This window comes from Sporosarcina siberiensis (assembly GCF_042681925.1).
Classification (GTDB): domain Bacteria; phylum Bacillota; class Bacilli; order Bacillales_A; family Planococcaceae; genus Sporosarcina; species Sporosarcina siberiensis.
The window spans coordinates 79,863-92,406 of sequence record NZ_JBHUGI010000032.1 but is presented as its reverse complement, the minus strand read 5'-3'; the positions used below and the strand labels follow the sequence as shown (position 1 = coordinate 92,406).

Below are 12,544 nucleotides of genomic sequence, written 5' to 3'. Positions count from 1 at the left end.
AGCAAGCAAACAAGAGGTGCTTGCACTATTATTCATTTAGTTTGGTATAATAAAGGGAAATCGTAAAAACGAAAATAATTTATGTAGCGAGGTTAAAAAATGACAACACACACACCAATGATTCAACAATACTTGAAAGTTAAAGCGGACCATGAAGATGCTTTTCTATTCTTCAGATTAGGCGATTTCTATGAACTTTTTTTTACAGATGCAGAAGAAGCTTCTCAAATTCTTGAAATTACTTTAACAAGTCGTGATGCCAGCAGTGGCAATCGAATTCCGATGTGTGGGGTCCCGTATCATGCGGCTGCAGGTTATATCGAAACACTTGTGCAAAAAGGACATAAAGTAGCAATATGTGAACAAATGGAAGACCCTAGAACTGCAAAAGGAATTGTTAAAAGAGGTGTTGTGCGTATCGTAACACCGGGCACGATGACGGAAGGAAAAAGTATTGATACGAATACGAATCATTTTATCGGTTCAGCAGATTGTATCGAGGATAATAAATATGCACTTGCCTATCTCGATTTATCAACAGGTGAAGGGAAAGTACAATATGTAATTGGAGACGAGCGTACCTTAATCTCTGAAATTGAAGCGCTTGGAATGAAAGAAGTTGTTGTTGGAGAAGGATTGCATATAGCACTAAGCGGCAGCATGAGTAAACGTAATATTGTTCTATCTATTGAATACGGTGAAGAAATTCCAGAAACGGATGCATTTGTTCCGGAGGATGTACTGGAAGCATGCAGTAAACTTTTTACATATGTGAAAAGGACGCAAAAAAATGCACTGGAACATATACGTCCATTTGAATTCATCCAAAAGCAGGCTCTATTATCCATAGATGCGAATTCAATGCGGAATTTGGAACTTGTTCAATCCATTCGCAACAGTACGAAAGAAGGGTCCCTTTATTGGTTGTTAGACGAAACAGTTACAGCGATGGGTGCTCGAAAACTGAAAATGTGGATACATCAACCTCTGGCGGACATTAAGGAAATAGAAAAAAGAAACGAAGCCGTAACTGAATTAATTGAAGAATACTTCTTGAAAGATGAGTTGAAAACAAGTTTAAAAGAAGTGTATGACCTTGAACGTTTAGCGGGTCGAATTTCGATGGGAAGTGCGAACGGTAGAGATCTTGCACAACTTCGAAATTCACTTCGAAAAGTTCCCGATATTAAAACAGCACTTGCAAATTCCGGCAGATCATTACTGGGTGAGTTTTCCAACCGGATTCATTTATGCGATGAAATTCGTTGTAAATTGGAAGATGGAATTGCAGAAAATCCTCCTTTATCAATAAAAGATGGCGGCGTAATAAAAGATGGTTATCATCAAAAGCTAGATACATATCGCGATGCAGCGAAAAACGGTAAAGTTTGGCTCGCTGAATTAGAACAAGAAGAACGTGTTCGAACAGGTATTAGAACTTTAAAGATAGGGTATAACCGAGTATTCGGCTATTATATTGAAATTACAAAATCCAATATTCATTTAGCTGATTTAGAGCGATATGAACGCAAACAAACGCTGGCGAATGCAGAACGTTACATAACACCTGAACTGAAAGAAAAGGAAGATTTGATCTTAAATGCGGAGTCTGAAGGTCTTGAACTTGAATACGATTTATTTAGCACACTTCGCGATGAGATGAAAGTTCATATAAGAGAAATACAAAAGTTAGCATCTGTTTTAAGTGAGTTGGATGTACTTTTAGCATTTTCAACTGTGTCCGAAAATCAAAACTACGTAAAACCGGTATTCCACGAAGGTAAAGCGTTGGAAATAAAAAATGGTCGACATCCTGTTGTGGAAAAAATGATGGATCATTCTTTATATGTTCCAAATAACTGCATCTTAACAGATGATGCGAATATGTTACTCATTACAGGTCCAAATATGTCCGGTAAAAGTACGTACATGCGTCAGATAGCTCTCACCGTTGTAATGGCCCAAATTGGTTGTTATGTCCCTTGCGACACAGCACTTCTCCCTGTAACCGATCAAATTTTCACTCGAATCGGAGCTGCGGATGATCTTGCATCGGGTCAAAGTACATTTATGATGGAAATGATGGAGTCTCAACATGCGATTGCCAATGCAACTGAAAAAAGCTTGTTATTATTTGATGAAATCGGTCGTGGTACATCAACGTACGATGGAATGTCGCTTGCACAAGCCATGATGGAGCATATTCACGATGAAATTGGTGCCAACACACTATTTTCAACACATTACCATGAACTAACAAATCTTGATAACGAGTTAGCGAGACTTGAAAATGTGCATGTTGCTGCTATGGAACAAGATGGAAAAGTAGTCTTTTTGCATAAAGTAATGAAAGGCGCTGCTGATAGAAGTTACGGAATTTACGTTGCAGATCTTGCAGGACTTCCAGAACCTTTACTGAAGCGTGCAAAGGAATTATTGGAAAGATTCGAAAGCGAGAAAACAGCACCACAACATTTTAATGAACCAGAGCAATTAGCCTTTTTTGATATTCAAAATGAGTCTGGCGACTCGATTACAACTGAAGAAAAAGAAGTACTAAACAACTTACAAGAAAAAGATGTACTCAATATGACGCCGTTACTCGCTTTACAATACGTTTTTGAATTGAAAGAGAAGCTAAGCATTAAGAAAGGATGATTAGCGTGAATATCATCAAAGTGATGGACGATCTATTATCGAATAAAATTGCGGCTGGCGAAGTTGTAGAGCGTCCCGCTTCTATAGTCAAAGAACTTGTTGAAAACTCGATTGATGCTGACAGCACTATTATTGAGATTGCACTAGAAGAAGCAGGTCTCATGAAGATTCGTGTAACGGATAACGGAAAAGGAATGAGTTCGGTTGATGCTGTCCAGTCATTTGAACGTCATGCAACGAGTAAGATAATGAATGAGCATGATTTGTTTCGGATTCGAACATTAGGCTTTCGCGGTGAGGCTCTTGCTAGTATTGCGTCTGTCACGAAAATTAATTTATGGACATCGGACGGCGAAACAACGGGTACAGAAGTTCATATCGAAGGAGGACATTTAATCTCACATAAGAGTGCTGCCCTTCGAAAAGGAACGGATATTACGGTCTCGCAACTTTTTTACAATACGCCTGCACGACTTAAATACATGAAAACAATTCAGACGGAACTCGGGCATACTATTGGACTTGTGAATAGACTTGCCCTAAGTCATCCGGAAATCGCATTTAAATTAACGCATTACAGTCAAACGATTTTACAAACATCTGGAAGTGGCGATCAATTACGTGTTTTCTCAGATATTTACGGTATCGGTTTGGCGAAAAAAATGATTTCATTTGAAGGAAGTAATGCAGACTACAAAGTGAGTGGCTATGTATCGCTCCCTGAGCAAACGAGAGCTTCTAGAAATTATATAACACTAATGGTCAATGGCAGATGGGTGAAAAGCTACGCTATCGATCGGGCAATCCTTGATGCATTTCATACGTATTTACCAATCGGGCGCTTGCCCATTGCAATCGTAAATATTGTGGGAGATCCCATTCTAACGGACGTCAATGTACACCCTTCCAAGCAACAAATCCGGATGAGTAAAGAAGGGGAATTGTTATCACTTATACAAGAAGCAATTGGACAAGCAATTCGTCAAAATGTAATTGTTCCAAGTGCGGTGAAGAAAGAAAAAGTAGTCTCGAAGCCTTCCGAACAGGGGAATCTGTGGAAAAACATAAATCATGCTCGTCCGACAATTCCGGCCAATACTACAATTCAACCAACAACGTATAGCGAAGTCGAGAATGTTACGGTGGAAGACAGTTGGATAGTAAATGAAAGTCCGGAATTAGAAGATGAGTTACCAGTCGAACCGGAAAAAAGATTTCCTACGCTTTTTCCTGTTGGTCAAGTTCATGGAACGTATATTATCGCCCAAAATGAAGACGGCTTTTTCATGATTGATCAGCATGCGGCACAAGAACGAATTAAATATGAATTCTTTAGAGACAAATTAAAAGACTCGGATAATAAAGAACGCCAACTTCTTCTTATTCCCCTAATGTTTCACTATTCAGCAGACGACAAGACAAAGATTGAGGAAAGCATGTTTTTGTTTGAAGAAGTAGGAATCTTTTTAGAAGAGTTTGGACCTACTTCATATGTAGTGAAGGAGTTTCCATCATGGTTTCCAGAAGGTGAGGAATCTGAAATCATTGAAAATATCATTGAGCAAGTTTTGACTTCCCGGAAGATTGATATTGGTAAACTTCGAGAAGATGCTGCAATTATGATGAGCTGTAAAAAATCAATTAAAGCAAATCACTATTTAACACTTGGGGATATGGAGCGATTGTTAAAAGATCTTTCGGATTCTGAAAATCCATTTACGTGTCCACATGGGCGACCGGTTCTCGTCCATTTTACAACTTATGAAATTGAGAAGATGTTCAAAAGAGTGATGTAAAAGGGGGGTCTACGATGGGAGATTATATTTTATCAATCGATCAGGGAACAACCAGTACAAGGGCCATTCTCTTTAACCGTGAAGGCGATATGGTGCATTCTGCGCAGCGTGAATTTAGGCAATACTTCCCAAAGCCGGGTTGGGTTGAACACAATGCAAATGAAATATGGGGCTCTGTCCTAGCCGTTATAGCAACCGTGTTGACGGAAAGTGGAAAGCAAGCAGAAGACATTGATGGCATTGGCATTACGAACCAACGTGAAACAACCGTCGTTTGGAATAAAAAAACTGGGGCACCGATTTATCATGCGATTGTTTGGCAATCCAGACAAACGCAAGAAATTGTAGATGGTCTTCGAGAAGCGGGTCATGAAAAACAGATTCACGAAAAAACTGGATTGAGACTGGATCCGTATTTTTCAGCAACAAAAGTTCGGTGGATCCTGGATCATGTAAAAGGTGCTCAACAACTTGCAGAAGCAGGAGATTTATTATTTGGAACGATAGATTCATTTCTAATTTGGAAATTATCTGGAGGGAAAGTTCATGTAACGGATTATTCCAACGCATCCCGGACAATGCTTTACAACATTGGTGAATTGAAGTGGGACTTGGAGCTTTGTGAATTGTTGCAAATTCCACCAATTATGTTGCCAGAAGTTCGACCCTCTTCCGAAATTTATGCGAATACCGATCCAACCATATTTTTTGGTGTAGAAGTTCCTATAGCAGGTGCGGCCGGGGATCAGCAATGTGCTTTATTTGGTCAGGCGTGTTTCACAAAAGGCATGGCTAAAAACACATATGGAACAGGCTGTTTCATGCTCCTCAATACGGGCGATAAAATGGTTCGTTCAGATAATGGTTTACTTACGACAATTGCATGGGGGCTGAACGGTGAAGTTACTTATGCGCTTGAAGGAAGTGTCTTTGTTGCGGGGTCAGCCGTGCAGTGGCTACGAGATGGGCTTCGAATGATACAAAATTCCTCGGATGCAGAGGCCTATGCAACTCGTATCGCTTCTTCAGAGGGTGTTTATGTTGTTCCTGCCTTTGTAGGACTTGGAACCCCTTACTGGGACTCTGACGCTCGTGGTGCGGTCTTTGGGATAACTCGTGGTACTGAGAAGGAACATTTCATTCGTGCAACAATTGAATCTTTAGCTTATCAATCAAAAGACGTGCTTCTTACGATGGAAATGGATGCAGGGATGGAAATTGGTATCTTACGTGCGGATGGTGGAGCGGTTGCAAATGAATTTCTAATGCAATTTCAAAGTGATCTATTACAGGCAGATGTAGAATTATCGAGATATAAAGAAACGACTGCACTTGGCGCTGCATATTTGGCAGGTCTTGCAACAGGCTTTTGGAAATCAATCGAAGAGGTTGAATCGCTTTGGTCAAAAGAAAAGACGTATTCACCACAAATGGCGGAAGACGAACGGGACGAATTATACAAAGGTTGGAAAAAAGCAGTTGAGGCGGCACGGGTTTTTAAACTTTGATGAATTCCAACAACTAGTTGGATAAATATTGAAGTCATTGAACATAATGCAATGAGATATAGTGCCATAAAGGGGGACTGAGATAATGAAGGAAATGTCATTGGAAATGTCGGATGGTTTTTCAATTTATGCATACGTTATGGAACCTGAAGGAATACCTATAGGTCATCTTCATATACTTCACGGTATGGCGGAGCATAGTCGAAGGTATATTGAATTTGCAACTGAATTCGTGAAAAAGGGATATGTTGTTTCGAGCCACGATCATAGAGGACATGGGAGAACATCGCAAATCAATGGTATCCAAGGATATATTGCTGAAGATAGTGGTTTTGAGCGCATGATTGATGATGCATTTGAAATCGTTACATATTTTCAGAATGTCTACTCCACTCCGAAGTTCACTCTTTTTGGTCACAGTATGGGATCCTTCATTGGTCGGCGGTATATTCAAAAATTTGGTGATGGAATTGATTGTGCGGTATTTTCGGGTACGGGAGGGGATCCTGGTTTGGCACGCTACGGAGGAAAAGCACTCGTTCAGGTTCTAGGAAGAACACACGGTTTTGATCAGCCAAATGAACTGCTAGACAAAGTAGTTTTTGGCGGGTTCAATCGAAAAATCGACCACCCTATGACTAAATTTGATTGGTTATCAAAAAATCCCGAAGTTATAGAATCATATATGCAAGACAAGTATTGTGGATTCGTACCAACGACACAGTTTTTCTCAGATCTATTTGACGGTCTTGGAATTATTCATAAGAAAAAAGAGATTGCAAAAATACGAAAGACATTGCCCATATTGTTGTTTTCGGGTTTGAAAGATCCTGTCGGGAATTATGGGAAAGCTATATGGGATGTTGCGAAAGGCTACGACCATGCTGGAATTAAGGATGTTACCGTTATGTTATATGATGAAAGTCGACATGAAGTAGTGAATGATACAAATTCAGATGAGGTCTTTCAAATGATTTGGGAGTGGATGGAAAGTCGATGATAAATTGTCCAGAAGTCATCGCTATAGTTGGTCCCACTGCGTCCGGTAAAACTGCTGTTAGTATTGAACTAGCTAAAGCTATAGGCGGAGAAGTGATTAACGGTGATGCAATGCAAGTATACAAAGGATTAGATATTGGGACCGCAAAAATTACTAACGAAGAAATGGAAGGCATTCCACATCATATGTTTGATATTAAAGAGCCAAATGAAACGTTTTCAGTTGCTCAGTATCAGACTGAGGTTCGTAATTGGATAAAAGACATACAAGATCGTGGAAAGATTCCTATAATTGTAGGTGGCACAGGGCTCTACATTCAGTCTGTATTGTTTGATTTTCGGTTCACTGAAGAAGCTTCAGACCCTTTGGTTAGAAAACGTCTAGAAGAGGAACTCTTAGAATACGGAAGTGGGATTTTACACAAGCGATTGGCTACCTTAGATCCATTAAGTGCAGAAAAGGTCCATCCTAATAACCATCAACGACTTGTCCGCGCACTAGAAATAATTGAAGTGACGGGCAGAACTAAGGAAGACCATGAAAACGATGCAGGTAAACAACCTCTGTATGATCATCTTATTATTGGTTTAGATGTAGATCGTGAAATTCTATACGAGCGAATCAACGAACGAGTGGATGTAATGATTCAAAAGGGACTCTTGAAAGAAGCGGAAAACTTATGGAATTTGGGGATTCGGAATATGCAGTCCGTTCAAGCGATTGGCTATAAAGAGATTCATCAATACATCGAAGGGCATAGTACATTTGAGGAATCGATTGAATTAATTAAAAAAAATACTAGGAACTATGCAAAAAGACAATTGACCTATTTTAGGAATAAGCTAGAAATTTCATGGTATGATGCAAAATTAGGAACAAAAGTAATAATTATTGGAATATTGAAGGATATTAACGATAAAAAGCGAAAGATATAAAAGAGTGAATGAATATAGTTTTACAACAGGAGGAGCTCGCGTATGAAACAGGGGAATCTACAGGAAATCGTATTGAATGGATTGAGGAAAAACAGCACTTTTGTCACAATATTTTTAATAAACGGCTTTCAATTAAAAGGACTTATCAAATCTTACGATAATTTTACAGTACTTATTGAAGCGGATGGCAAACAGCACCTCATCTATAAACATGCAATATCAACATTTCTTCCATCAAAAAATGTGATACTGAATCCAGAAGAATAACAAATGTAAAACGGAGTAGGGGATGTAATCCTTACTCCGTTTTTTAATCAGGCATTGTTCGAAATGGTAATCTCCATTTATAAATAATTGAGAGGATTCGTAAAGTCGTTGTAAGCGCGAGAATAATGTAAAGTGCAACGTCCCCTTCAAATAGACCAAGCCCAATGACTAAACCCGCTAGTGCTGCCCAGCCTCCGTAAATTTCAATTCTAAAAACGAGAGGTTTTCTTCCAGCAAGAAGATCTCTAATAATACCTCCACCTGAACCTGTTAGAACTGCAGCAACAATTACAGCACTTAGAGGAAGATTGAGTTCTACTGCGAACATCGCTCCTTGAACAGCGAAGGCTGCTAATCCAATCGCATCAAAATAGATTCCCCATTTTTCCCAGTGGGACAGCAAATTATGAGAAGATAAGAAGATAATTGTGATTGAAATGAGTGCCGCTTTAAATAAAAATCCTTGCTCCCATAATGTGTCCGTATGAACACCAATAAGTAAATTACGCAGTGCGCCACCTCCAAATGCGGTAACTACACCTAATATATATACACCGAATAAGTCGTATTTTACTTCCATCGCAACAATTGCACCTGAAACCGCAAATGCAACTGTGCCAATTAAACTCAAGACATCCCAGGCCAATCGACTTCCTCCGTTTCAAACCATTTTATTTATAGTAACAGAATCTTTAAAACAAGCAACTTGACGTGCATAAAAGATTGACGACAACGAGCAAAGTGATAAGATAATGAATGGAATATGTAAAAAGAAAGAGGAATAAATAATGTTTGCTGACGAAAATAATGCATTGCTCACAAAGTCTGAGGAAATCGAACGAAAACTGATACCTTATTTTAGTGTCATCGAAAAAACCGCTTTTATGAATCAAAGTAAAGTGCTTGCTGCTTTTAGAAATAATAGGGTGAGTGATTTCCATCTAAACGGCTCTACAGGGTATGGCTATGATGATGAAGGTCGAGATGTATTGGAAAAAGTGTATGCTGAAGTATTTGGAGCAGAGGCATGTCTCGTGCGAAACCAAATCATTTCGGGAACGCATGCAATTTCCATTAGCTTATTCGGCGTATTAAGGCCTGGTGATGAATTACTGTATATTACAGGTAAACCATATGACACACTGGAATCGATTGTATCTGGAAAAGGCAAAGATACTGGTTCTTTGTATGATTACGGAATCACTTACAAACACATTGATCTAAACTTAGATGGTTCAGTTAATTTTGAAGAAGTCATAAATAATATTCATAGCAAAACAAAAATGGTTGCGATTCAACGTTCTAGAGGTTACTCTGATCGTCCTTCTTTTACGATAGAAGAAATTGAAGTGATGATTCGAAACATTAAAGAGATCAATTCGGAACTTATTGTTTTCGTTGATAATTGCTACGGTGAGTTTGTAGAAGAGAAGGAACCGACGGATGTGGGCGCTGATCTAATGGCGGGTTCGCTTATTAAAAATCCTGGTGGGGGACTCGTTCGAACGGGTGGTTATATTGCGGGTCGAGCAGATATTATAGAACAATGTGGCTACCGTATGACATCACCTGGACTCGGTGCTGAAGCTGGTGCTTCACTAGACACGCTTCGTGAAATGTTCCAAGGATTCTTTCTTGCACCACATGTTGTGAGTCAAGCGGTAAAGGGTGCGCATTTTACGGCAGCATTACTAGAGGACTTTGGTTTGGAAACGACACCACATTATTCAGTGAAACGAACCGATTTGATCCAAGCAGTTTCATTTGAAAATGCTAAGCAGATGATTGCTTTTTGCAGATCGATTCAAGAAAACTCGCCTATTAATGCACACTTCGCACCTGAACCGTCTTATATGCCTGGTTACACCGACGACGTTATAATGGCTGCAGGAACGTTTATACAAGGTTCAAGCATTGAGTTAACAGCAGACGGCCCAATTCGGCCACCATTTACTGCCTATGTACAGGGTGGACTTACATATGAACATGTAAAAGTAGCGGTCTTGTCTTCAATTGCTAAGCTTGTAAAAGAAAATCTGATCAAAACAAATTAAAAAAGGAATCGTTCTCACATTTTGTGAGAACGATTCCTTTTTTTCTTATGAATTAATGAATTGTCCGATATACCCCAACAACTTTACCTAAAATCGATACATTATCTAAAATAATAGGTTCCATAGAAGAGTTTTCCGGTTGCAATCTAAAATAGTTTTTCTCTTTAAAGAATCGTTTCACAGTTGCCTCATCATCATCTGTCATCGCAACAACAATTTCACCATTTTGTGCAGTCTGTTGTTGTTTAACGACAACATGATCCCCATTTAAAATACCGGCTTCAATCATGCTGTTACCAACAATCTCCAGCATGAATAAATTATCCTCGGATGTACCAAATGATTCAGGGAGCGGGAAATACTCTTCAATATTTTCAATCGCTGTAATCGGCAAACCTGCTGTAACTTTACCCACCAGTGGAACATTAATAACACCTGGTTTATAGGCATTCAATCCTTCAGGATCGAGTACTTCAATAGCTCTTGGTTTAGTTGGGTCTCTTCTTATAAATCCTTTACTTTCTAGTCTGGCAAGATGTCCGTGAACTGTAGAACTGGAAGCAAGTCCAACTGCCTCGCCAATTTCTCTAACAGATGGTGGATATCCTTTTTGCAGAACTTCGGATTTAATAAAACTCATAATATCCTCTTGTCGTTTAGATATTTTTTTCATAAGAATCACCTCTCAATTAATAGTTTACTAGAACCATCCTACAGTGATAATGCCTGTTGGGACGGAATCTTTTGATTAGTTTTAGTATAACAGTCGATTTTCAAAAAAGCAAACACAGGTTCTAAATAGATGTTGACTTTTGAAAAAAAGTGAATTATGATGAGAACATGTATTCCGAACAAACATTCGCTAGGGGGAGAAATGATGACTTTCATTAAAAATAATAGTTATTTACTTCTTGTAATTGCTTTATGTATAACATTTACATTTATAGGGACAAATAAAATAGGTAGTGAGCCTGCATTTGAAGAAATAATTATTTCAGAAGGTGATACACTATGGGGACTATCCGTTTATTACTCCGAAAACACACCGAAAAAGCAGTGGATTCAAAAAGTAATGGACTTGAACAACCTTTCGACAACTAATTTACGAATTGGAGATGATTTAAAAATGCCCATTATAAAAAAGGTGAAAGATGAAAATATGGACATTGCAAAACTAGCATCAGGTGATAAATAATGAACCAAGTAAAAAAAAGCGTTAGTTATTGTAGGGTTAGTACAGATAAAGAACAACAAGATAAGTCTTTATCTAGGCAAGAGGAAGAGCTTGAACAAATGGCAGAAGAACTAGGTTTTATTAATCAGAAAACATTTACAGATCGGCATAGTGGTTTTGACATTGATCGCGAAGGATTATTAGATTTACTTGAATATGTTCGGGATGAGGAAATTGATGCAGTACTCATCCAAGATGAAACGAGACTTGGACGTGGAAATGCACGTATGGCCGTCCTGCATCTCCTTGAAAAAACAAACACAGAAGTTTATTCACATAGCGATAAAGGTCCAATTGCTTTAAATGAAATGGACACAATGCTTTTAGAAATCCTATCAATAGTCGAGGAATACCAACGAAAACTACATAATGCCAAAATACGTCGTGGTATGAAAAGAGCCGTTAAGAAGGGCTATAGACCAGAGAGGAACTTGAAAAACAAAGGAAATATGGAAGGCAGAGAACGAATTGAAATACCGATTAGTGAAATTGTTTCCCTTAGGGTTAAAGGTCTTACATACGAAGAAATCACAAGTGTACTTAATGGGCTTGGACATGACGTAAGTAAAGCGACCGTTCATCGTAGATATATTGAATATCAAAAAAAGCAGGAAGGCTGATTTGTTGCACTTTCTGCTTTTTTTGTATACGTTTTAATCATTCTATATTAAAGATGGAGGAATAAAATTGCAATTTAAAGAGAAAATCGATCGCATTAATGTCCTGGCAAATAAGGCTAAAACAACTGGATTATCAATCGAGGAAGCAAAAGAACAAACGCGTTTACGCAAAGAGTATCTAGAGTCATTCCGTGCTTCAATGCGTGATACTATTGAACATGTGAAGGTACTTGATCCGGAAGGAAACGATGTTACGCCAGATAAGGTAAAGCGTTTACGTGATGGAAAATATCTCAACTAAGTGTCAGAAGTGCATTCAGTATTGTATTTAGCTCATAGGTTGTCTAAACTTGTATGTGTAGAATAGTTTCAACATATTTCAAGACATTTTTTTGGTTAGTTACTAATTCAGTAGGGGTCGAACTTCAGCTGAAAAAGTAACCCTTTGACAAAAGTGAACAGGTTGCTAAAA

Annotated in this window: 12 protein-coding genes; 10 read left to right on the top strand and 2 right to left on the bottom strand. The window is 38.6% G+C overall.

Annotation, left to right across the window (positions count from 1 at the left end):
* Positions 1 to 99 precede the first annotated feature (99 nt).
* The 6 genes from mutS (at position 100) to hfq (ending at position 8,164) form a co-directional block, all read left to right on the top strand.
* A complete protein-coding gene (gene mutS / locus ACFSFY_RS11360) occupies positions 100 to 2,658 on the top strand; it encodes a DNA mismatch repair protein MutS (RefSeq protein ID WP_381538117.1) in 2,559 nt (852 codons plus the stop codon).
* A 5-nt stretch (positions 2,659 to 2,663) separates the two neighbouring features.
* Positions 2,664 to 4,454, top strand: coding sequence for a DNA mismatch repair endonuclease MutL (gene mutL, locus ACFSFY_RS11355; protein ID WP_381538115.1), 1,791 nt, complete (start codon positions 2,664 to 2,666; stop codon positions 4,452 to 4,454).
* Positions 4,455 to 4,468: 14 nt separating this feature from the next.
* On the top strand, positions 4,469 to 5,962 hold the full coding sequence (glpK, locus tag ACFSFY_RS11350) for a glycerol kinase GlpK (RefSeq protein ID WP_381538113.1): 1,494 nt from the start codon (positions 4,469 to 4,471) through the stop codon (positions 5,960 to 5,962).
* A gap of 85 nt (positions 5,963 to 6,047) precedes the next feature.
* Positions 6,048 to 6,962 carry an alpha/beta fold hydrolase gene (locus ACFSFY_RS11345; RefSeq protein WP_381538111.1) on the top strand — a complete coding sequence of 305 codons (915 nt, stop codon included), beginning with the start codon at positions 6,048 to 6,050 and terminating at the stop codon, positions 6,960 to 6,962.
* A complete protein-coding gene (gene miaA / locus ACFSFY_RS11340; protein ID WP_381538109.1) occupies positions 6,959 to 7,897 on the top strand; it encodes a tRNA (adenosine(37)-N6)-dimethylallyltransferase MiaA in 939 nt (312 codons plus the stop codon). Before ACFSFY_RS11345 ends, miaA begins: the two co-directional genes overlap by 4 nt.
* A 42-nt stretch (positions 7,898 to 7,939) precedes the next feature.
* Positions 7,940 to 8,164, top strand: coding sequence for an RNA chaperone Hfq (gene hfq / locus ACFSFY_RS11335; RefSeq protein WP_381538107.1), 225 nt, complete (start codon positions 7,940 to 7,942; stop codon positions 8,162 to 8,164).
* A gap of 43 nt (positions 8,165 to 8,207) precedes the next feature.
* Here hfq and ACFSFY_RS11330 read toward each other — a convergent pair whose 3' ends face one another.
* Positions 8,208 to 8,810, bottom strand: a complete 603-nt coding sequence (locus ACFSFY_RS11330; protein ID WP_381538105.1) for a trimeric intracellular cation channel family protein — start codon at positions 8,808 to 8,810, stop codon at positions 8,208 to 8,210.
* 142 nt (positions 8,811 to 8,952) lie between these two features.
* Between ACFSFY_RS11330 and ACFSFY_RS11325 the strand changes: the two genes are divergently transcribed.
* The gene (locus tag ACFSFY_RS11325) at positions 8,953 to 10,218 is read left to right on the top strand and encodes a methionine gamma-lyase family protein (RefSeq protein ID WP_381538104.1); all 1,266 of its coding nucleotides are present in this window, start codon (positions 8,953 to 8,955) and stop codon (positions 10,216 to 10,218) included.
* A gap of 52 nt (positions 10,219 to 10,270) precedes the next feature.
* Here ACFSFY_RS11325 and lexA read toward each other — a convergent pair whose 3' ends face one another.
* Positions 10,271 to 10,891: a transcriptional repressor LexA gene (lexA, locus tag ACFSFY_RS11320; protein ID WP_381538102.1), complete on the bottom strand. Its 621-nt coding sequence runs from the start codon at positions 10,889 to 10,891 to the stop codon at positions 10,271 to 10,273.
* A 204-nt stretch (positions 10,892 to 11,095) separates the two neighbouring features.
* Here lexA and yneA point away from each other — a divergent pair, with 204 nt between their 5' ends.
* The 3 genes from yneA to ACFSFY_RS11305 all read left to right on the top strand — a co-directional run bounded on the left by yneA (position 11,096) and on the right by ACFSFY_RS11305 (position 12,373).
* On the top strand, positions 11,096 to 11,413 hold the full coding sequence (yneA, locus tag ACFSFY_RS11315) for a cell division suppressor protein YneA (RefSeq protein ID WP_381538100.1): 318 nt from the start codon (positions 11,096 to 11,098) through the stop codon (positions 11,411 to 11,413).
* Complete coding sequence (locus tag ACFSFY_RS11310; RefSeq protein ID WP_381538098.1) at positions 11,413 to 12,072, top strand: YneB family resolvase-like protein; 660 nt, start codon at positions 11,413 to 11,415, stop codon at positions 12,070 to 12,072. Before yneA ends, ACFSFY_RS11310 begins: the two co-directional genes overlap by 1 nt.
* 67 nt (positions 12,073 to 12,139) lie before the next feature.
* Positions 12,140 to 12,373, top strand: a complete 234-nt coding sequence (locus ACFSFY_RS11305) for a DUF896 domain-containing protein (protein WP_381538097.1) — start codon at positions 12,140 to 12,142, stop codon at positions 12,371 to 12,373.
* Positions 12,374 to 12,544 lie beyond the last annotated feature (171 nt).

Coding starts and splice junctions, on each gene's coding strand:
- lexA (WP_381538102.1), bottom strand. CDS start 10,891: ATGAAAAAAATATCTAAACGACAAGAGGATATTATGAGTTTTATTAAA.
- ACFSFY_RS11345 (WP_381538111.1), top strand. CDS start 6,048: ATGAAGGAAATGTCATTGGAAATGTCGGATGGTTTTTCAATTTATGCA.
- yneA (WP_381538100.1), top strand. CDS start 11,096: ATGACTTTCATTAAAAATAATAGTTATTTACTTCTTGTAATTGCTTTA.
- hfq (WP_381538107.1), top strand. CDS start 7,940: ATGAAACAGGGGAATCTACAGGAAATCGTATTGAATGGATTGAGGAAA.
- ACFSFY_RS11325 (WP_381538104.1), top strand. CDS start 8,953: ATGTTTGCTGACGAAAATAATGCATTGCTCACAAAGTCTGAGGAAATC.
- ACFSFY_RS11310 (WP_381538098.1), top strand. CDS start 11,413: ATGAACCAAGTAAAAAAAAGCGTTAGTTATTGTAGGGTTAGTACAGAT.
- miaA (WP_381538109.1), top strand. CDS start 6,959: ATGATAAATTGTCCAGAAGTCATCGCTATAGTTGGTCCCACTGCGTCC.
- glpK (WP_381538113.1), top strand. CDS start 4,469: ATGGGAGATTATATTTTATCAATCGATCAGGGAACAACCAGTACAAGG.
- mutS (WP_381538117.1), top strand. CDS start 100: ATGACAACACACACACCAATGATTCAACAATACTTGAAAGTTAAAGCG.